Source organism: Paenarthrobacter sp. PPS72, assembly GCF_048537125.1.
In the GTDB taxonomy this organism is placed as follows: domain Bacteria; phylum Actinomycetota; class Actinomycetes; order Actinomycetales; family Micrococcaceae; genus Arthrobacter; species Arthrobacter nitroguajacolicus_E.
The window spans coordinates 18,204-39,124 of sequence record NZ_JBLYIE010000002.1 but is presented as its reverse complement, the minus strand read 5'-3'; the positions used below and the strand labels follow the sequence as shown (position 1 = coordinate 39,124).

At 62.1% G+C, this 20,921-nt stretch carries 15 protein-coding genes; 7 read left to right on the top strand and 8 right to left on the bottom strand.

Annotated features, from left to right (window positions below; translation table 11 throughout):
• Positions 1–22: 22 nt before the first annotated feature.
• On the bottom strand, positions 23–922 hold the full coding sequence (locus tag ACLRGI_RS00280) for a TIGR01777 family oxidoreductase (protein WP_419199745.1): 900 nt from the start codon (positions 920–922) through the stop codon (positions 23–25).
• A gap of 85 nt (positions 923–1,007) precedes the next feature.
• Here ACLRGI_RS00280 and ACLRGI_RS00275 point away from each other — a divergent pair, with 85 nt between their 5' ends.
• A complete protein-coding gene (locus tag ACLRGI_RS00275; protein WP_419199744.1) occupies positions 1,008–4,529 on the top strand; it encodes a S41 family peptidase in 3,522 nt (1,173 codons plus the stop codon).
• A 93-nt stretch (positions 4,530–4,622) separates the two neighbouring features.
• Here ACLRGI_RS00275 and ACLRGI_RS00270 read toward each other — a convergent pair whose 3' ends face one another.
• The 5 genes from ACLRGI_RS00270 to ACLRGI_RS00250 all read right to left on the bottom strand — a co-directional run bounded on the left by ACLRGI_RS00270 (position 4,623) and on the right by ACLRGI_RS00250 (position 10,809).
• Complete coding sequence (locus ACLRGI_RS00270; protein ID WP_419199743.1) at positions 4,623–5,051, bottom strand: OsmC family protein; 429 nt, start codon at positions 5,049–5,051, stop codon at positions 4,623–4,625.
• 187 nt (positions 5,052–5,238) lie between these two features.
• The gene (locus ACLRGI_RS00265; protein ID WP_419199742.1) at positions 5,239–5,592 is read right to left on the bottom strand and encodes a hypothetical protein; all 354 of its coding nucleotides are present in this window, start codon (positions 5,590–5,592) and stop codon (positions 5,239–5,241) included.
• Positions 5,593–5,755: 163 nt separating this feature from the next.
• A complete protein-coding gene (gene sucB, locus ACLRGI_RS00260) occupies positions 5,756–7,495 on the bottom strand; it encodes a 2-oxoglutarate dehydrogenase, E2 component, dihydrolipoamide succinyltransferase (RefSeq protein ID WP_419199741.1) in 1,740 nt (579 codons plus the stop codon).
• Positions 7,496–7,606: 111 nt separating this feature from the next.
• Positions 7,607–8,989 (bottom strand): dihydrolipoyl dehydrogenase, encoded by a 1,383-nt coding sequence (gene lpdA / locus ACLRGI_RS00255; RefSeq protein WP_419199740.1) that lies wholly within the window; start codon positions 8,987–8,989, stop codon positions 7,607–7,609.
• 296 nt (positions 8,990–9,285) lie between these two features.
• Positions 9,286–10,809 (bottom strand): leucyl aminopeptidase, encoded by a 1,524-nt coding sequence (locus ACLRGI_RS00250; protein WP_419199739.1) that lies wholly within the window; start codon positions 10,807–10,809, stop codon positions 9,286–9,288.
• Between the two features lie 321 nt (positions 10,810–11,130).
• Here ACLRGI_RS00250 and ACLRGI_RS00245 point away from each other — a divergent pair, with 321 nt between their 5' ends.
• The 4 genes from ACLRGI_RS00245 (at position 11,131) to ACLRGI_RS00230 (ending at position 16,363) form a co-directional block, all read left to right on the top strand.
• Positions 11,131–12,069: a proteasome assembly chaperone family protein gene (locus tag ACLRGI_RS00245; protein WP_419199738.1), complete on the top strand. Its 939-nt coding sequence runs from the start codon at positions 11,131–11,133 to the stop codon at positions 12,067–12,069.
• 35 nt (positions 12,070–12,104) lie between these two features.
• Positions 12,105–13,460, top strand: coding sequence for an MFS transporter (locus tag ACLRGI_RS00240; protein ID WP_419199737.1), 1,356 nt, complete (start codon positions 12,105–12,107; stop codon positions 13,458–13,460).
• Positions 13,461–13,548: 88 nt separating this feature from the next.
• Positions 13,549–14,802 (top strand): DUF4192 domain-containing protein, encoded by a 1,254-nt coding sequence (locus ACLRGI_RS00235; protein ID WP_419199736.1) that lies wholly within the window; start codon positions 13,549–13,551, stop codon positions 14,800–14,802.
• Between the two features lie 247 nt (positions 14,803–15,049).
• Positions 15,050–16,363 carry an RNA polymerase sigma factor gene (locus tag ACLRGI_RS00230; protein ID WP_419199735.1) on the top strand — a complete coding sequence of 438 codons (1,314 nt, stop codon included), beginning with the start codon at positions 15,050–15,052 and terminating at the stop codon, positions 16,361–16,363.
• Positions 16,364–16,515: 152 nt separating this feature from the next.
• Here ACLRGI_RS00230 and ACLRGI_RS00225 read toward each other — a convergent pair whose 3' ends face one another.
• A complete protein-coding gene (locus tag ACLRGI_RS00225) occupies positions 16,516–16,737 on the bottom strand; it encodes a DUF7455 domain-containing protein (protein ID WP_018778705.1) in 222 nt (73 codons plus the stop codon).
• A gap of 256 nt (positions 16,738–16,993) precedes the next feature.
• Between ACLRGI_RS00225 and ACLRGI_RS00220 the strand changes: the two genes are divergently transcribed.
• The gene (locus tag ACLRGI_RS00220; protein ID WP_419199734.1) at positions 16,994–19,102 is read left to right on the top strand and encodes a DNA gyrase/topoisomerase IV subunit B; all 2,109 of its coding nucleotides are present in this window, start codon (positions 16,994–16,996) and stop codon (positions 19,100–19,102) included.
• Here the strand turns inward: ACLRGI_RS00220 and ACLRGI_RS00215 are convergent.
• Positions 19,099–20,331 (bottom strand): MFS transporter, encoded by a 1,233-nt coding sequence (locus ACLRGI_RS00215; protein ID WP_419199733.1) that lies wholly within the window; start codon positions 20,329–20,331, stop codon positions 19,099–19,101. The two genes, ACLRGI_RS00220 and ACLRGI_RS00215, sit on opposite strands and share 4 nt — an antisense overlap.
• Before the next feature lie 33 nt (positions 20,332–20,364).
• Here ACLRGI_RS00215 and ACLRGI_RS00210 point away from each other — a divergent pair, with 33 nt between their 5' ends.
• Positions 20,365–20,901 carry a Chromate resistance protein ChrB gene (locus ACLRGI_RS00210; RefSeq protein ID WP_419199732.1) on the top strand — a complete coding sequence of 179 codons (537 nt, stop codon included), beginning with the start codon at positions 20,365–20,367 and terminating at the stop codon, positions 20,899–20,901.
• Positions 20,902–20,921: the final 20 nt, after the last annotated feature.

Sequence of the window (20,921 nt, the reverse complement as noted above, 5' to 3'; positions counted from 1 at the left end):
GGCGCTGCACGCGGGACATTGGTCAGCCGGCTTTTTCACCACTCAACCAAGCCATGGCATCCGGAAGGGAGGGGTGCAACCAGGTGAAACCTGCTTCCTGCAACTGTGCTGGCTCCATCCGCTGGTTGGCCATCACCAGCTCATCTGCCAGCCCACCCAGAACCAGTCGCAAGGCGGGTCGTGGCACGCGGAAGAAAGCCGGTCTGTGGAACGCCTTGGCGAGGCCTGCGACGATTGCGTTCACGTCCGCGCTCTCCGGGGCGCAGACGTTCACCGGGCCGTCAATCTGCGCCGTAACAAGGTAGGCGAGGGCGCGCGCTTCGTCCGCCAGGGTGATCCATGGCCAGTACTGCCGACCGTTCCCAAAAGGTCCACCCAGCCCGAGCTTCAATAAGGGAAGCAGCGGCCCGAGCGCGCCCCCGGCTGTGCTGAGAACGACGCCCGTCCTGGGCGTCACCACCCGTACGCCCGCCGGCGCAGTCCCGGCCATGCGCTCCCATTCAATGGAGAGGTGGCCCAACACGCCCTCGCCGGGTCCCGAGTCTTCCCGGAGGACCCCATCGCGTGAGGCGCCGTAGTAGCCGGAGGCGGATTGACTGATGAACGCAGCCGGAGGTTTGCTGAGTCGTCGCATTGCAGCGGTCAGGGTGCGGGTTGGCCGGAGGCGGGATTCCGTGAGGACCTGGATCCGACGTTTTGTCCAGGGGCGGTCGCCGATGCCTGCGCCCGAAAGGTTGACCACGGCATCGGCGCCATCGAGGACAGCCTCATCGAGCTCGCCCTTGTCCGGGTCCCATGTCCATTCGAGGGCGGTCCTGGCTGGACGTCGCACCAGCCGGACCACCTCATGGCCGTCAGCAACCAACTGTTCGGACAAGGCTGTCCCGATCATTCCCGAAGCTCCGGACATCACGATTCTCATGACCCATCTCACCACGGCGAACGCTTGTGGTGGAAACGACACCTGAAGCCGCTTCCGAGGGGTGCCTCTTGACTATGATCGAACAATGACCTCCTCCAGCTACCTCCGTTTCCCGCATGTGCATGGCGATCTGGTCACCTTCGTGGCCGAAGACGACATCTGGATCGCACCCCTTTCAGGCGGCCGCGCCTGGCGCGTTTCCTCCCAGCAATTGCCTGCCAGGAACCCGCGATTCACCCCGGACGGCAAGAGGCTGGTGTGGACCACTGTGGTGGGCACATCACCGGAGGTGGTCACGGCAAACGTCGACGGCGGCGGGTACAGGCAGTTGACTTACTTCGGCCACAGCACCACTAAGGTCAAGGGCTTCACTCCGGCAGGGAATGTGGTGGTGACGAGCGCGTTTCAACAAGCCGAAAGCCGCCACACGCACGCTTACAGCGTCCCGCTGGACGGTGGTACCGCCGTCGAACTTCCTTTCGGTCCCGTGGAGTCAGTTGCGTTTGGCCCCGAAATCGGCGACGAGAAGCCCGTGGTCCTCGCAAGCGTGCTTTCCCGCGAGCCCGCTTGGTGGAAGCGCTACCGTGGTGGCACCGCCGGGAAGCTCTGGATCGACGCCGACGGCAACGGAGAGTTCGAGCGACTGGTGCCGGAGATCGACGGAAACCTTACCGACCCGCTATGGATTCAAGGGCGGATCGCCTTCCTGTCGGACCACGAGGGATACGGAAACCTCTATTCGGTGCTTCCGGACGGTTCCGGATTGCGCCGGCACACGGACCACGAGGACTTCTACGTTCGGCATGCGAGCACGGATGGAAAGAGGGTGGTCTTTGAATCGGCAGGCGAGCTCTGGATGCTCCCGTCCTTGGACGCGGACGCCGATCCGGTCAAATTGGACGTAACCCTTGGCTCGGCATCACCCGGCCGCCGCCCCGCGCCCCTCAAGACTTCGGCACATTTGGGGGACGTAGTCCCCAACGTCACCGGAACTGCCAGCGCAGTGGAATCACACGGCACTATCCATTGGCTGCGGCACAAGGACGGACCTTCACGTGTTGTTGAGGCAACACCCGGCGTCCGCGCCCGTCTTCCCCGGCCACTCACCGATGGCCGCATAGCTTACGTCGCGGACCACGGAGGAGTGGAAGCGCTTTATATCAAGCGCATCGCCGCCCGCCTTTCGGCTGTGGTTGAGGTTCCCAAGGTTGTTGTCGAGCAACCCGCTCCTGCAGCCGAAGAATCGGCTCCACTTCCCAAACCGGTCTCGGCGTCGAACGTGCTGGGACAGGCAAGCGCTTCCGCGCCGGCCACCACTGGTGTCAGGCTCACGCCCGAAGACCAAGCTCAGGCAGGCACGGTTGAGGCGGTCACTGCCGAGCCATCCGCCGACACCGTGGGCGGCACGATGGCGGCCACAGTTTCCGAATCACCGGAAGACCGGGCGGATCTCCGCCTTGAATTCCCTGCCCCGACCCGGACGAGTGCCCTGGAAGCCAGCCCGGACGGTCGCTGGATTGCTGTTGGCACCTCCTTTGGCGATGTCTTTGTTGCCGACACCGCGGCCGGCACGCTGACCAGGCTTGTGAGCGTCGGTGAAGGCAGCATTGATCAACTGTCGTGGTCCAGCGACTCCCAGTGGCTTGCCTGGTCCGAGCCGGTGACGTCCTTCGGGTCGCGGAGCAAGCTGAGGATCGCCCGCCCGGCCGAGCCTGAGTCAGGAATCATCGATGTCACCGACGGCCGCTTCTGCGATGAGTCCCCGAGATTTACTCCTGACGGAAAGTTCCTGGCGTTCCTGTCCAACAGGAGCTTCGACCCCGTGTACGACGGTCACTCCTTCGACCTGTCGTTCCCAAGCCCCATTAAGCCGTATCTGGTTGCCCTGGCAGCGGACACGCCTTCTCCGTTTGGCCCGTCCGTAGACACGCTCGAAGATGCGCCGCCCGCTTCGGCCAAGTCCGACGACGGCGAAGCGCCAGCCGTTCGCATTGACCCGGAGGGGCTTGCCCACAGGGTTATTGCGGTACCGGTACCGCAAGGAAACTACTCCGACCTGGCCGTCGGAGATGGTGCATTGCTGTGGCTCGATACTGAACTTTCGGGCGTAACGGGCTCTGGTCGAGGAACGCTTCAGGACAAAAAGACGGCGCCTTCCTTGGTCCTTTATGATTTGGGCAAGCGCCAGCAGGCCACGCTCGTCAAGGCCGTGGACAGCTACCGCTTGTCGGGGGACCTTAGCCGCATTATCCACGTATACGACAAACAAATTACGTCCGTTCCCGCTGACAGCAAGGTGGAGGAGGACTCGGCAGAACTTGTGAAAGTGGAGCTTAACCGGGTCCGTGTCATCCTGGACCCCGTGGCAGCGTGGGGCCAGGCCTTCGATGAGGCTTGGAGGCTGCAGAGGGACTTCTTCTGGACCGCCGATATGGCAGGCCAGGATTGGGACTCCGTATATAAGCGGTATCGACCCATCGTGGACAGGCTCGGTTCCCACGATGACTTGGTTGACCTGCTGTGGGAGATTCACGGCGAGTTGGGGACATCGCACGCCTACGTGAAGCCGGCCGTTGTCACCGAGCAGGGAAGAAACGGTCAGGGCAGGCTCGGAGCGGAGTTCCACCTGGGTACCAAAGGCTGGGAAATCACCCGGATCCTCGCAGGCGAGTCGTCGGACCCGCTGGCTACTTCACCCCTGACCCGTCCGGGAGCGGACGCCAAGGTGGGAGATGTCCTCCTGGCGATCGACGGCGTCGAGCTTTCCGCGGTCCTGACGCCTGCAATGCAACTGGTGGGTTCTGCAGGCAGGACCGTTGAGCTGACGCTCTTGAACGGTCAGGGCCACGGTGATGCTGCCGGTGTCCAGCGGCGTGTTGCTGTGGTTCCTGTCCGGGACGAAGAGAGGCTGCGATACCAGGATTGGGTCCGGGCAAACCGCCGGACAGTCCGAGAGGCCTCGGACGGCAAATTCGGCTACCTGCATGTCCCCGACATGATGGCCAACGGTTGGGCGCAGCTTCACCGGGACTTGGATACGGAGACCGCGTTGGACGGCCTGATTGTGGACGTGCGGCGCAACCGCGGTGGCCACACCTCCCAGTTGGTTGCCGAACTGATCGGGCGCAAGGTCACTGGCTGGAGCATGCCGCGCGGCGAAAAGCCGCGGACATACCCGCACCACGCACCACGCGGGCCCGTGATCATCCTCGCCGATGAATTCGCCGGATCCGATGGCGACATCATCACCCAGGTGTCCAAGTTGAGGGGAATTGGGCCCGTTATCGGTACACGGACGTGGGGAGGCGTAGTGGGCATCGACAACCGCTTCTCGCTTGCCGATGGAACCGGCGTCACCCAGCCTCGCTACGCCACATGGTTCAGTGGCGGGATTGGTTGGGACGTTGAAAACCGTGGTGTGGAGCCGGACATCGAGGTACTGTTCCCGCCGCACGCGTATGCTGCCGGCACCGATCCCCAGTTGGAGTACGGAATCGGTGCACTCAAGGAAATGATCCAAGAGCTGCCCACTGATCGCCCTCCACTGCGTGAAGGCTATCGGAAGGTCCGGCCGGCGCCCCTCCCGTCCCGTCCCCACAAGGGCTGACGTACAGGTACGCAAAAGAGCCCCCCACTCCCATCAGGGAAGTGGGGGGCTCTTTTACGCTTCTGCTGTCCCGCTGTTCAGCACCCGGCGGTGTTACACCGCGAGGGTTGCATCCAGGGTGATCTCGATGCTGGCCAGAGCACCGGAAACCGGGCAGCCGGTCTTTGCATCTTCGGAAATACGACGGAAGTCCTCTTCGGAGAGTCCCGGGACCTTCGCGGTCATTGTCAGGTGGCTTCCGGTGATGCCCGTGCCTGGAACGAAGGTGACGTCAGCCTTGGTCTGCACTTCTTCAGCGGTGAATCCCTCACCGGCAAGAGCGTGGCTGAAAGCCATGGAGAAGCAAGCGGAGTGGGCAGCCGCGATGAGTTCTTCCGGGCTGGTTTTGCCGCCGGACTGCTCGGTGCGCGCCTTCCAAGTGACATCGAACGTGCCCAGTCCTGAGCTGTCCAGAGTCGTGTTTCCCGCGCCTTCAATCAGGTTGCCGTTCCAAACCGTGTGTGCGGTGCGTGTTGCTGCCATGTCCACTCCTTGGGGTCGTTGTGAGTCGGCAACCTGCCTTCGGCAGGTGCCACCGGGATCAATCCTAGGGATTTGCCCACCGGACCGCACGGCCATTCCGCTGACAGTGGATTGTGACCCTTGGACCGGCGAAATGGTGACCCAAGAACTTGTACCGCCTTGGAGCCGGAGTAGTGGCCGGCCCGGACTAGTTCCAGAGGGTGGCGATGGCGATGTTGACCAAGGCCAAACCACCCACGCCGTGGGCCAAGCCTGTGGAAACGGGCTCACCCTTCTTCACCTTGCGGGTGCCGATAACTGCGAGGGCGGCTACTGCGACGCCAATGGCGAACTTCACGCCAAGCTTGAAATAGTCGGGATCGGCGTCGGGCAGCAAGGGGAACACACCCATCATGGCGATGCCCGTGAGGAGCTGCAGGAAGGCGCCGTCGCGCTGCCGCGGGTGGACGGTGGGCTCCCTGAGGGTGGCGATCCAGTAGCCCACAATCATGGCTGCACCGACGATGTGTAAGAACACCAGGATGTTGAAGAGAATACTCATGGCCCCAGCTTATCCATGTGCTTCTACGTCCCGTAGCAAAGCCACGCGGATGCCGCCAGGTACGTGGTGGGCCTACGGGCAGGCAAAGCAGAAGGGCAGGTCACCGGATTTGCCGGCAACCTGCCCTTCTGATTCTGCAAGTGGCGTTCAGTGACGCTAGGACTTAGAGGCCGAGGTCTGCTTCGAAAGCGCCTTCTTCAAGGCGCGCCTTGAGGGTCTGCAGGAAGCGACCGGCATCCGCGCCGTCCACCAGTCGGTGGTCGTACGTGAGGGACAGGTACATCATGGAACGGATGGCAATGGAGTCGTCGCCGTTCTCATCGGCAACAACAACGGCACGCTTGACGATCGCACCGGTTCCGAGGATGCCTACCTGCGGCTGGTTGATGATCGGGGTATCGAACAGTGCACCAACAGAACCGATGTTGGTGATGCTGAACGTGCCGCCGGAAAGTTCATCGGGGCCGATCTTGCCGTCGCGGGTACGGCCTGCGACATCAGCGATCTTGCTGGCCAGGCCGGCAAGATTCAGGTTTCCGGCGTCGGAAATGACGGGAACCAGAAGGCCCTTGTCAGTGTCGACGGCGATCGCCAAGTGCTCGGCGTTGTGGTAGGTGATCTCCTGCTTGGACTCATCGTAAGCAGCGTTCAGCTTGGGGTGCTGCTTAAGGGCCTCAGCTACTGCCTTGGCGATGAACGGCAAGAAGGTCAGCTTGACGCCGTTCTGGGCTTGGAACGAGTTCTTGGCCTTGAGGCGGAGCTTGGCGATCTTGGTCATGTCGACCTCGTGAACCTGGGTCAGCTGGGTGGAGACCTCAAGTGATTCGCGCATGCGCCGGGCAATAACCTGGCGGATACGCGGGGCCTTCTCTGTGGTGCCGCGGAGGGAGGACGCGACCACGGGGGCAGCGGCCTTGGCTGCGGGAGCTGCGGCCGGAGCGGCTGCGGGGGCTGCAGCTGCCTGCTTGGCTTCCGCGGCAGCCAGAACATCCTGCTTACGGATGCGGCCACCGACGCCGGTGCCGGAGACAGAAGCGATATCCACGCCGTGCTGGTTGGCAAGCTTGCGGACCAGGGGAGTGACGTAGCCGGATTCCGAGGAACCTTCAGCGGGAGCTGGAGCCGCCGGAGCCGCGGCGGGCGCCGGAGCTTGAGCAGCAGCGGGAGCGGCCGGAACCGCGGGTGCAGCCGGGGCTTCAGCAGCAGGTGCCGGCGCAGCAGCGGGAGCGGCCGGGGCCTCAGCAGCAGGTGCTGCTGCCGGGGCGGGAGCCGAAGCGGCTGCGCCGGAACCGATGACGGCCAGTACGGAGCCAACCTCTGCTGTCTCGTCCTCGCTGACGCGAATTTCCTGCAATGTACCGGCAACCGGGGAAGGGATCTCGGTGTCTACCTTGTCGGTGGATACCTCAAGGAGCGGTTCGTCCACCTCAACCGTGTCGCCAACGGCCTTGAGCCAGCGGGTGACGGTACCTTCGGTGACGCTTTCGCCCAACGCGGGGAGAGTGACTTCATGGCCTTCGCCCGAAGCAGCGGGGGCTTCAGCCGCCGGCGCTTCTTCGGCTGCGGGTGCGGCAGGAGCTTCTTCGGCCGGTGCGGCCTGCTCTGCAGGGGCCGCGGGAGCTTCCTCGGCCGGTGCGGCCTCAGCTGCCGGAGCGGCGGACCCCGAGCCGTCGCCGATGCGGACCAAGGGGGCGCCTACTTCGGCCGTCTCGTCTTCAGCGACGAGGATTTCTTCGATGACGCCTGAGATCGGAGAAGGGATTTCGGTGTCTACTTTGTCGGTTGAAACCTCGAGCAACGGCTCGTCGATCTCCACCCGGTCACCAACCTGCTTGAGCCAGCGGGTGACGGTTCCTTCGGTGACACTCTCACCGAGGGCGGGCAAGTTAACGGATTCAGACATGTCGTCCCCGTTCTCCTTATTGATCTTTGTGCGGATGAATTCTGCTGGTCCGGGTCGGGTGCATGCGGCATATTCCGCCGCATGCACCCGACCCGTTGGTCTTGGTAAGACTTAGCCGTGGAGGGCCTTGCCCGCGAGGGCAAGGTGGGCTTCGCCCAGGCTTTCGTTCTGGGTGGGGTGGGCGTGGACCAGCTGGGCCACGTCCTCCGGGTAGGCTTCCCAGTTCACGATCAACTGGGCCTCACCGATCTGCTCACCCATGCGCGAGCCGATCATGTGGATGCCCACAACGGGGCCATCCTTCTGGCGCACGAGCTTGACGATGCCACCGGTGCCGAGGATCGAGCTCTTGCCGTTTCCGGCAAGGTTGTATTCCTGCGTCTGCACCTGGTCGTCGCCGAACTTCTCCTTGGCGGCCTTCTCGGTGTAGCCGACCGTGGCGATTTCGGGCTCGCAGTAGGTGACCTTGGGGATGTTGATGTCCTCGACGATTGCCGGGTTCAGGCCGGCGATTTCCTCGGCGACGAAGATGCCCTGCTGGTAGCCGCGGTGTGCGAGCTGCACGCCGGGGACGATGTCGCCAACGGCGTAGATGTTGCCAACGCCGGTGTGGAGGCGTTCGTTGGTGATGACGAAGCCACGGTCTATGGTGATGCCGGCTTCTTCGTAGCCAAGGTTGGCTGTCACGGGACCGCGGCCAACTGCTACGAGCAGGAGGTCCGCTTCAAAGGTCTGGCCGTCAACCAAGGTGACCTTGACGCCGTCGTCATTCTGCTCGACGCCCTGGAAGAAGATGCCGGTGGTGAACTTGATGCCGCGCTTCTTGAAGGCACGCTCAAGGTTCTTGACGATGGAGGCGTCCTCGTTGGGAACCAAAGAGGGGAGGCCCTCAATGATGGTGACGTCCACGCCGAAGGACTTCCAGACGGAAGCGAATTCGACACCGATGACGCCGCCGCCCAGGACGATGGCGCTCTTGGGGATGTAGTCCATGGTGAGGGCCTGGTCCGAGGTGATGACCTTGCCGCCGATTTCCAGTCCGGGAAGTGAACGTGAGTAGGAACCCGTGGCAAGGACGATGTTCTTGCCCGTGTAGGAATTGCCGTTCACGACCACGGTGTTGTTGCCCTGGAGCTTGCCTTCACCCTCGATGACGGTGATGCCCTTGGACTTGATAAGTCCCTGGAGGCCCTTGAACTTACCGGCGACGATGCCGTCCTTGTACGCGTTAACGGCCGACATGTCGATGCTGTCGAGCGTCACGTTCACGCCGTACTTGGCGGAATCGCGTGCATGGTCAGCCAGTTCGGCTGAGTGCAGGAGTGCCTTGGTGGGGATACAGCCGTTGTGCAGGCAGGTTCCGCCGAGCTTTGCCTTTTCCACAAGGCCAACGGTGAACCCAAGCTGTACGGCCCGCAGGGCAGTGGCGTAGCCGCCGCTGCCGCCACCGAGTACCAGGATGTCGAATTCTTGCGCAGTTGCCTGATCGGCCACTAAAACGCTCCCTCGCGTGAATGATGACACGGGACTGCGTGCCATCTGGTCTTTGGAACTTGTTCTGCCGTGATTATGCCAGCACCTAAGTTCTCTTGCATTTGTGACTATCGAGTTCACCTTAGCGAACCACCTACCCATGCTCCACCCTCTGCGGGCGTTTGTGGAGCGCTTGTGTCGAGACTCACGTTCACTTGTGACACAGCGCTACACCCCGCATAATTCCGGGGTTGCGCGGGCCCCCGCCGGGGATTCGGCAAGGGCTTGCGCAACCCGGAACGGCAGGGGGGTGGTTGCTAGGCGGAGACCGCCAAGAGATCCTCGGCGTAGGCAACCAGCGTGCGGACGGTGCATCCGGTTCCCTGTTTGGGCGTGTAACCATAAGGTGCACCGTTATTGAACGACGGACCGGCGATGTCCACGTGGGCCCACGGGATCTGCTGGCCGTCGCCGTTCTTGCCGACGAATTCACGAAGGAAGACCGCTGCGGTCATCATGCCACCGTTGCGCTCACCGATATTGGCGAGGTCCGCCACCTGCGAATCCAGGCTCGGACGGAGCTCTTCGGGCAACGGCATCGGCCAAACCAGTTCTCCGGCCCTGTCGGCCGCAGACTTCAGCGCTGCAGTGACGGAATCGGATCCCATGACGCCGGCAGTGCGCAAACCCAGTGCGATCAGCTGCGCACCGGTCAGCGTTGCTACGTCAATGATGGCGTCCGGCTTCTCCATGCTGGCAGCCACGAGGCCGTCGGCCATCACCAGGCGCCCCTCGGCGTCCGTGTTCAGCACCTCAACTGTCTTGCCACCGTAGATAGTGAAGACATCAGCAGGCCGTGCTGCCGCGCCTGAGGGCATGTTCTCCGCGATGCAAAGCCAAGCGGTCGCCTTGAGGGGCAGGCCCAGTGAGGCGATGGCCAGGACAGTGTTAAGTACGACGGCGGCGCCCGCCATGTCGCTCTTCATGTCACCCATGCCGAGGGCAGGCTTGATGGAGATGCCGCCGGTGTCGAAAGTGATGCCCTTGCCCACAAGGGCAATTTTCTTCGTGGCCTTCGCGGGAGCGTATTCCACCTTGACGAGGCGGGGCTGGCGGCTGGAGCCCTTACCGACACCGAGGATGCCTCCGAACCCTTCCTTTTCCAGGCGCTTTTCATCCCAGACCGTGATCTTGACGGGAAGGCCCTTGGCGAGTTCCTTGGCGGACTCGGCGAACGACTCGGGGTACAGGTGGCTCGGCGGCTGGTTGACCAGGGTGCGGGTGGCGTTCACTGCACGGGCGAGCACAATTGCCCGGTCCAGTGCAGGCTGCGCAGACTTGGCATCGACGTCGGAGAAAACGAGGGCCTTGGTTACGGGCGCTTTCAGCCCATCCTTGCTGGATCGGTGTTCCGTGTAGGAGTACGCGCCCAGGGCAGCTCCTTCGGCGACCGCCGCAACATCGGCGAGGGTGGCCGTCGGGAAGGCCAAAGTGACTGACGCGGCACCGGCAAGCTGGCGAACGGCAGATCCCGAGGCGCGTCGCAGCGCTTCTTCGGTGAGGCTTCCGACGTCGGAGAGTTTTCCTACGCCTGCAAGAACAAGAATCCCCGAGCCTGTTTCCGGCAGGCCCGGAAGCCGGTGCACCTGGTCGGCAGCGCCGGTGATCCCCAAAAGCTGCAGGGAACCCGCAACGGATTCAGCGGCTTTCGCGCTTAACGGGTTGGACAGCAGTACCGGCCCATCCCCGCCTTGTGCAACGCCGATCACAAGTGCGTCGCTGGGGGACTTTTTCAGGTCCTTGGCGATGATGCCCAGGATGATGTCAGTAGTCTTGACCACGAGGATGTGTCCTCACTTCTCTCTGCATTGCTTGGCGGGGCCGCATGTTTGGCGGCCTGCCCCGGTACGCGCCCGGCGTCTACTTGCGACGCCGGCCTTGGTCTTCAGGGCCAGCGTCGCTAAAGGACGTCGGCCCGTTTCGATCGTAGTCTCTTGGACGCTGCGGACAGCAATTAAATGAGAGCTGCGGCACATCAGGGACAGGAATGCCCCTTGGTGGTGCAGCGTTGTATGGATTAAAGAGTCCCACAGCCAATAAATGTGCCCGATGCCCGGTACCTGGGACTTCTCCTAACTTTGTCATTGCGAAAGGAACACGCCGTGTTTGAACGGATATCCGGCTCTCTCCTGGACCCCGAATCGCTGTATGCGCGCAACATTGAGACCTTCCACAGCCCTGAGCTTCGCGGGTTGAACATGGTCATGGGATTCACGGGCTTCGCCGACGCCGGTCACGTGGTCCGGCAGATCAATGCGGAGCTGTTGGATGAACTGGACGCCGAGGTGGTGGCCATGTTCGATGCGGACCAACTCATCGACTACCGTTCGAGGCGGCCCCACATCAGCTTCGTGGAGGACCACCTGCAGGACTACCAAGCGCCAAAGCTGGGCCTTTACAAGCTGAACGACGGCCTCGGCCAGCCGTTCCTGCTGCTTGCCGGCTTCGAGCCCGACCTGCAGTGGGAACGCTTCTCACGGGCCGTCGTCGGAATTGTTGAAGAACTCGACGTCAACCTGGTCACCTGGATCCATTCCATCCCGATGCCCGTTCCGCACACACGTCCTGTCGGAGTGACGGTCCACGGCAACATGCCCGAACTTATCGAGGGCATCTCGAGTTGGAAGCCCACCGTGGATGTTCCCGCTGCCATAGGACACATCCTGGAACTCCGGCTCACCGAGGCGGAACGCAACGTGGCCGGCTACGTCATCCACGTCCCGCACTACCTCTCTGAAGCTGAGTACCCGCCTGCCGCCGTAGCCGGCTTGGAATACCTGGGAGCGGCAACATCCCTCATGCTGCCCACGGACAGGCTCCGGGAAGCGGGGCGTGAAGTTGGCCGCCAGATTGCCGAACAGATCGAAGCCTCGGAGGAAGTCCAGGCAGTAGTCACAAATCTCGAGACACGCTATGACGAGAAATCCGAGGGCATTGTCCGCCGCTCACTGCTGGCTGATGAGAATGATGAACTGCCTAATGCCGAGGATATCGGGGCTGCCGTGGAGGCATACTTGGCGCGTAAAGACTCGCCCCAATAAATCAGCTTTGAGTTGCTGACAGGCATAATTGTTGGGTGAATGCACCCCGCGCCTGGCTCATCTGGACGATCGGCGTGTTCGCCTACCTTGTGGCAGTGGCACAACGAACCTCGTTTGGCGTCGCCGGGCTGGAAGCCACCGAGCGATTCCATGCCAGCGCCGCTGCCATCTCCTTTTTCACGGTGCTTCAGCTCCTGGTTTATGCGGGGCTCCAGATCCCCGTCGGCGTCCTGGTGGACAGGTTCGGTTCGCGGGCGATGGTGGCCGGTGGTGCCGTGCTTATGGGACTGGGCCAGTTGCAGTTGGCCTTCGCGGACAGTGTTCCCGGGGGCGTCCTGGGCCGCGTCCTGGTGGGAGCCGGCGATGCGATGACGTTCATTTCGGTGATCCGCCTGGTCCCGTTGTGGTTCGCTCCTGCCAAGGTTCCGCTGGTCACTCAATTGACCGGTATGTGCGGCCAGCTCGGCCAGCTTTTCAGTGTTGTTCCGTTCGCGCTGCTTCTTCACACGGCCGGATGGACCCCCGCTTTCCTCACACTGGCTGCCATGTCCGTACTGGCAGTGGTCCTGGTGCTCGCCGTGCTGCGGGACGCCCCACCGGGGCACCCGCCGCGGGAAACCGGCCAGGGCCTCCGTGCCACCGGCATCTCATTGTCCCGCGCCTGGAAACAGCCCGGAACCCGGCTGGGGCTCTGGAGCCACTTCACCGTGCAGTTCAGCGGGAACCTTTTCGCCATGACGTGGGGCTACCCCTTCTTGTTGTCTGCGCAAGGACTCGATGCCGGGACCGTCTCCGGCCTCATGGCACTGTTCGTTGCGACGGCGATCGTTGCGGGCCCTGGTTTTGGTCGGTTCGTCTCGAAACATCCCATGCGGAGATCAGCCATGGTCCTGCTGATTGCGTTGGCTACAGCCTTGGCGTGGGCTGCAGTGCTCAGTCTTCCCGAACGCGCCCCACTGTGGCTCCTGGCTGTTCTGGTGGTGGTGCTGGCCGTGGGTGGCCCCGGGTCCATGATTGGATTCGACTTTGCCAGGACATTCAATCCCTCGCACCGGATCGGCACGGCAACCGGCATCGTCAACGTTGGCGGCTTCATGGCGGCGCTCGTTGCCATTTACCTCATTGGGCTTGTACTTGACCTCTTGTATGCCAGCGGCTTCTCCGCCGGTGATCTCTACGGGCTGGCGCCGTTCCGTATTGCCCTCAGTGTTCAGTTCGTTCTGCTTGGCCTGGGGACTGTGCTCATTCTGGTGACCCGGCGGAAGGTTCGCCGTCAAATGGCATCCCAGGGCATTCATGTACAGCCGCTGATGGTCGCCCTCGCAAGGCAGCGTCGGGAACGGATCGAGCGGCGGCGTGCGGTACGGCCCGATTCTCCGGATGAGCACTAGGCGCTTTGCCCTGCGTTGCTGCGGCAGCTTTTCCACATAGCCGTATTAGGCACTGTCTCCTTGGGCAGGAGTTGCGCAGGCTGGAAACATGACTTCCAACAGAACGCTCAGCATCCACCAACCCGAAGACATTCTTGGTTACATTCCCCATATGTTGGGCTACTGGCCCGAGGACAGTCTTGTGGCCATCACCATGCAAGGGAAAGTCCTGGGAGCAACACTGCGCGTGGACCTGCCGAAGCTTGATTCATCAAAATCCAGGTCGGGTTTCGCGGACCAGATCCGAAACTTCCTGATTGCTGACGAAGAAGCCAACGGGGTGGTGCTTGCCATCTACACTGACGCGGGATGGGCTGACGGCAGTGTGGCCCGGCAGGCAATCCCGCTGCTCAGCGCCCTGCAGCTAAGCCTTGATGAGGTTGACCTATCAGTGAGGGATGCGTGGCTGGTCGGCACCGAGTATTGGCGGAGCGCCTACTGCACTGATCCGGGATGTTGCCCTTTGCCGGGACTGCCTGTTGACCGCATCAAGAACAGCAGGCTGAGCGCCGAGCTGGTCTACAGGGGAAGCTCCATTGGGCCGTCACCGAGGAGTGAACACGGTAAGCCGCAGCTTGCGAGGGCCGGGGTGCTGGATCCTTTGGTGCTGGCAGCCGAGTCACGCTACGGGAAGCAAATTCTTGGTGGATGGCGGAGCGAGCCCTGTCTGGACGCCGTCCTCGCCGTGTGGCACCACGTGCTGAAAAGGTGCGAGGCAGGTTACCGTCTGGATCCCGGAACTGACGCGGACATCCTGGGCTTCCTGAGAACCACGCTCAGGGTCCCTTCGTGGCGGGACGCTGTGGTTGTCATGGCGGCAGCGGGTATGGAATCTGCGAAGTCCGGTGCTGCCGCGTTCGGACTTTTCGTCGAAGACGCCAGCGATACGCCATTCAACCCACAAGAACTCGGCATACAGGGCATTGCCTTTCCCGCCGCCAAAGTCCAAGGTGGCGTGAAACCATCTGAGGACGTCTTCACCTACGGTGATGTTCTCTTGGGCATGCAACCGGAAATGCCCTGTTGGAGCACCCTTGATGCACTGCAACAGGTTCTTGCCGTGCTATGCATCGACGGCGAATCCGGCGTAGTGCCTGCAGCGGCACTGACCCTGCAGGGCTGGATTTCCTGGTGCAAGGGGCGCGGATCGGTTGCGCACGCCTGCCTCACACGGGCTGAGGCTGCCCAACCGGGATACAGACTGGCCGAACTGCTTATGGATCTGCTGGGGCAAGGCACCATATGCGCATGGGCCCGGAGCTCCGACACTGCGTGGCGCGGGTTCAAAGACACGGTCGCCTAAAGGGTTTGGAAATTCATCAGGCGTTCGTTTCGCAAAACCGTGAGACAATGGATGCCGAGACCCGGTTGGGTCCGCGTTCGAATGCCTGTATTTGGCCCGGTTGCCGGGAACAATACAGTGTCGTCGGGAGTTCTCTATAGAGACTCTGCAGACGGCGATCGCATTTGAAATTGATCGCGGACTTGACAGGGTCATAGTGGTGTTGCCCGTATGGTGATTCCACAGACCGCCGCTAGAAAGGTTTTCTGTGACCCCGTCTTCCGTCGAGAAGGAACCCGCCGCCCAGGCCGAATTGTCCGCTGAGGAAAAGAAGGCGGCAACATCGGCCAAGCGCGCAGCGACACGTGCTGCCAACAAGGCCTCAGAGGGCGACTCTGACAAGCCGGCACCCAAGAAGCGCGGACCCAAGCCCGGTGCGAAGGCCGCCGCTGAAGCCGCGAATAAGTCCTCAGGCTCCGACGCTGAGGACTCCAGCGGCGAGGATGAAGATTTTGATCCCGCAGCTGCCGAGGAAGTCGAAGTCGGAGATGATGACGTCGAGGACGGCGCCACGGCTACCAAAGACAAGGCTGCTCCCTCAGGTACGGGATTCGTCTACTCGGATGCCGACGACGACGACGCTCCTGTCCAGCAGGTCATGTCAGCCGGTGCTACGGCCGACCCCGTAAAGGACTACCTGAAGCAGATCGGCAAGGTCGCACTGCTGAACGCAGAGCAGGAAGTTGACCTCGCGCTTCGGATTGAAGCCGGCCTCTTTGCCGAGGAAAAGATCAACGCTGACGACGGGTCCATGGATCCCAAGCTCAAGCGTGAGCTCGAGTTCGTCATTCACGATGGCAAGCGCGCCAAGAACCACCTGCTCGAAGCCAACTTGCGCCTCGTCGTCTCCTTGGCCAAGCGCTACACCGGCCGTGGCATGCTCTTCCTGGACCTGATCCAGGAAGGCAACCTGGGCCTGATTCGTGCAGTAGAGAAGTTCGACTACACCAAGGGCTTCAAGTTCTCCACGTACGCGACCTGGTGGATCCGCCAGGCAATCACCCGCGCCATGGCAGACCAAGCCCGCACCATCCGTATTCCGGTGCACATGGTGGAAGTCATCAACAAGTTGGCCCGCGTACAGCGCCAGATGCTTCAGGATCTCGGCCGCGAACCGACGCCTGAAGAGCTGGCACTTGAGCTGGACATGACACCTGAGAAGGTCGTCGAGGTCCAAAAGTACGGTCGCGAGCCCATTTCACTGCACACCCCGCTGGGTGAGGACGGTGACTCGGAGTTCGGTGACCTTATTGAGGACTCAGAAGCTGTTGTCCCTGCCGACGCCGTCAGCTTCACGCTCCTGCAGGAGCAGTTGCACTCCGTTCTGGACACCCTGTCCGAGCGCGAAGCCGGAGTTGTTGCAATGCGCTTCGGCCTGACCGATGGCCAGCCGAAGACTTTAGACGAAATCGGCAAGGTCTACGGCGTCACGCGTGAGCGCATCCGTCAGATCGAATCCAAGACCATGTCCAAGCTGCGGCACCCGTCCCGCTCGCAGGTCCTTCGGGACTACCTGGACTAAAGATAGTGAAAACGGCCCAGTCGGACTTCCTGCTGGGCCGTTTTTCTTATGCTCAAGAATCTGGTCCTAGTAGGTGGAACGCAACAAGGCCCCTCCCGGAAGGGAGGAGCCTTGTCATGTGATCAAAAAGGGTTTCCGGATAGCCGGACTGCCTAGTCGACGGGGACGGGAGCCTTCTCGTTGAGGCGCTCGGTCTCATCGTGCCAGTCAGAAGTCATGGGCCGAAGCGTAGCTTCAACTGCACGTGCGTGGTGGCCGCAGAAGAGCAGCTCACCGCCGGAGGACTCGAGTACAACGCGGACGTACGCCTGGGCTCCGCAACGGTCACAGCGGTCAGCTGCGTTCAGTGTGCGGTCTGCAACTGCTGTTGTCATGTCGGCCTCCTTAGTAGTTCTGTACATCCATATAACCAGCATTCGGCGCAGATCCATGGCAAGGATGGGTCACTTTCGCTGTCCGCGTATCACATGTAGGTAACGTAACGAGGCAGGCCGGGCCCGCGTTGGAGTGGCAAACCGTGCCTGCCGCCTTCCCCGGCTACGCTTGTACGGGCAGTGTTTGCCTTGAATTACCAGTCAACACATGGCTGGGTAGCACCCCAGAGATATACCCCGAAGGAGCACACCGCGAGTGGCACCGAGTTCTGAATACAATGCCCGGCACCTGTCTGTCCTTGAAGGCTTGGAAGCCGTCCGCAAGCGCCCGGGCATGTACATCGGCTCCACCGACTCCCGTGGGCTCATGCACTGCCTGTGGGAAATCATCGACAACGCCGTGGATGAAGCACTGGCTGGTTTCGGCCATGACATCAAAGTCATCCTGCATGCCGACAACTCCGTGGAGATCCACGACGACGGCCGTGGCATTCCCGTGGACGTAGAGCCCAAGACCGGCCTGTCCGGCGTCGAGGTTGTGTTCACCAAACTCCATGCAGGCGGAAAATTCGGCGGCGGTTCATACACTGCTTCGGGTGGTTTGCATGGCGTTGGAGCTTCCGTAGTGAACGCTTTGTCCAGCCGCCTCGATGTCCAAGTGGACCGCGGTAGCAAAACCTACCAGATGTCATTCCGCCGCGGCGAGCCTGGCCGTTTCGTGGATTCCGGTGCGAAGCCGGGTCCCAATGCACCCTTTGAGCCGTTCGTTGAGAACTCGGTACTGGACGTGGTGGGCAAGGCTAAGCGTGGTGTCACTGGAACCCGGGTGCGTTATTGGGCAGACCGTCAAATTTTCACCCCTGACGCCAAGTTCTCCTACGATGATCTTGCGGCGCGGGCGCGCCAGACCTCGTTCCTTGTACCTGGCCTGAAAATCACCGTTCGGGATGAGCGGAAGCTGGCCGGAACACCTGGGGAGGCCGGCGTCCATGAGGAAGTGTTCCACCATGATGGCGGCATTTCCGAGTTCGTTGAGTTCCTCGCGGCGGACTCCGGGGTGACTGATGTTTGGCGCCTCCATGGTTCCGGAAAGTTCAAGGAAACCGTCCCTGTCCTCGATGAAAACGGGCACAGCAAAATCGCGGAGGTCGAACGCGACTGTGAGGTGGACATCGCCTTGCGCTGGGGCATCGGTTACGAGACAACCATGCGCAGCTTCGTCAACATCATTGCCACGCCCAAGGGTGGAACCCACCAGTCCGGCTTTGAAGCAGCCCTGCTGAAGACCTTCCGCAAGGCCGTGGAAACGAATGCGCGCAAGCTCAAAGCCGGAAACGACAAAGTTGAGAAGGACGATATCCTTGCCGGGCTGACGGCCGTCCTGACTGTCCGGCTTGCGGAGCCACAGTTCGAGGGACAGACCAAGGAGATCCTTGGCACCTCGGCAGTGCGGGCAATTGTTGCCAAAGTGGTTGAGAAGGAGATAACCGCAAGGCTGAACTCGGCCAACCGCAATGACAAAGCCCAGTCTGCCCTCCTTATGGAGAAGATGGTGGCGGAGATGAAATCGCGCATCTCGGCGCGCGTGCACAAAGAAACCCAGCGCCGCAAGAACGCCCTGGAAACCTCCTCGATGCCCACAAAGCTTGCCGATTGCCGCACTGATGATGTCGCACGCTCGGAACTCTTCATCGTAGAGGGCGACTCTGCACTCGGCACCGCCAAGCTTGCCCGTTCGTCCGACTTCCAGGCGCTGCTCCCCATCCGGGGAAAGATTTTGAACGTCCAGAAAGCATCCGTTGGGGACATGTTGTCAAACGCTGAGTGCGCGGCGTTGATCCAGGTTGTCGGTGCCGGCTCTGGTCGCAGTTTCGATATTGAGGCTGCCCGGTATGGAAAGGTCATCCTCATGACTGACGCCGACGTTGACGGTGCACATATCCGTACCCTGCTGCTCACTCTGTTCTTCCGTTACATGCGTCCCATGGTGGAGGCCGGCCGTGTGTTTGCCGCTGTGCCGCCACTGCACCGTGTGGAAGTGATCAACCCCGGCCAGAAGGCCAACGAGATGATCTACACCTACTCGGAGGCGGAGCTGCACGTGCTTCTTTCCAACCTTGCCAAGGACGGCAAGCGCTACAAGGAGCCTATTCAGCGCTACAAGGGCCTGGGTGAGATGGACGCTCAGCAACTGGCCGAGACCACCATGGATCCCCGGCACCGGACCCTTCGGAAGGTGGGCATCGAGAGCGCCCAGCGTGCGGAGGAAGTCTTCGACCTGCTGATGGGATCGGACGTTGCACCGCGCAAGGAATTCATTATTGCCGGGGCTGCCACCTTGGACCGGGAACGCATCGACGCCTAGTTCGTGGTCGGTGGAAGCGGGGCATTCTCGGCGGGCTGTTCTCCCCTGGGGGCGGCCTGCCGTGCGGGGGAAGCCGGCGTGGCGAACGTAGCGGCGCCCACCACCAAGGCCAGCGCTCCGAGGCCCCAGGGCAGCCCGGCTGCTACGGCAACGCCGCCCACCAGCAGTGGCCCACCGGCGTCGCCAAGTTCACGGCCCAGTTCGGCTGAGCCCATGGTCCGGCCCAGGCGTTCGGTCGGCGTCGCATCGGCCAAGTGGGAGAAAGCGAGCGGCGTGGCAACGCCGATGCCCATACCGATGAGTACGGCCGCACAGTAGATGCTGGCTGCTCCCGGCAATAAGCCGGCAATCAGGGTACCTATCGAGATGGCGAGCAGCCCGGCTACCATGCCTGGTCTGTCGGTGAGTCTTCCTTGGTCGCGCAGCCGGCCGACGCGGGGCTGAATCAGTGCGGAAGTTATTGCCAGCACCGTGACAACGGCCACGCTGCCCGCTGTCCCTAGCCCCTCCCGTGCCGCCAAGGCAGGGAGAAAGCCAACGGCGGCACCCAATGCTCCCGTTGCCGCCGCCAGCACCAGGGTTGGTCCAAGAAATGAGCGTTCGGTGCTTTGCCGCCACACATCGACGATGGTGTACCTGGGGCGGGGGAGAGGCTGCAGGTTGGGGACTGAAGTGAAAGTCCAGACCGCCACAGCCAGGCCCAGGGACGCCAGTATCCCGAACAGGAGGCTGAAGCCGCCGGTGATGATGGCCAAAGCGCCCAGCAACGGACCGATAGCGTAGCCGAGTCCTTTCCATGAGCCGTAGCGGCCGAAGTAGTGTCCGGTTTTGCCGCCGGCGAGCCGGGCAACGCTTGCGGAAGAGGCTGGCGAGAAGGCGGAAGCCGCCATCCCCTGACCAAGGCGTGCGGCGGCGAGCATGGCGGGCTGATCCGCCCACAGGCCAATCAGGGAGGCCGCGGAGAAAGCCAGAAGACCACCCGCGATGACCGGTTTGGGTCCAATGTGGTCGCTGAGGGCGCCGAACACGGGTTTGAGGAACACTTCAGCGATGTCGTACAACGCCAACAGTATCCCCAGTGCCAGCAAGCTCAATCCGATGTCGGCGCTCTCCGCGCCCAGCCCCGCAGCGACAGCATGAGCGCCGAATGCCGTAGTGAAACCTGCGGCGTAGAGGGGCCAACGTTGGCTGGCTCGTAAGGGAAAGGGAAGTGCTTCTGGGGCTTTCACTCCTTGAATGTAACAGCTGCTACATTCATAAGTGTGATTGATGAACAGTGGTTACTGATTCTGATCCAGGTTCCTGCGCAGCCCTCGCGTCACAGGGTGGCCGTGTGGCGGGAGTTGCGGCGGATCGGGGCAGTTCCCTTAGCTCCTGGAACATGGGTCCTTCCTGCCCATCCGGCATTCGACGAAGGTCTCGCGCGGGCCGAAATGCTGGTGCGGAAAGGGAATGGTTCGTGGACATTGGTGGACGCCTCGCCCCGCGACAACGGCTCGGACACTTTCCGCAGCGCTTTCGAGGCCGCCCGGCTGGAGGAGTGGAAAGAGTTCACCGACGATTGCGGCAAATTTGAGCAGGAGATAGCCAAGGAAATCTCACGGCAGAAATTCACCTTTGCCGAACTGGAGGAAGAAGAGCAGAGCCTGGAGCGCTTGAGGCGCTGGTATCGGGAGTTGAAGTCGCGCGACGTCCTTCATTTGCCGCAGGCGACCGATGCTTCGACGCAGCTGGCTCGCTGCACGGATGCCTTGGAGGGCTACGCGTCCTTGGTGTACGAGGCGACACTGCCCCAATAGACTGCCGGCCCGGGTATTAG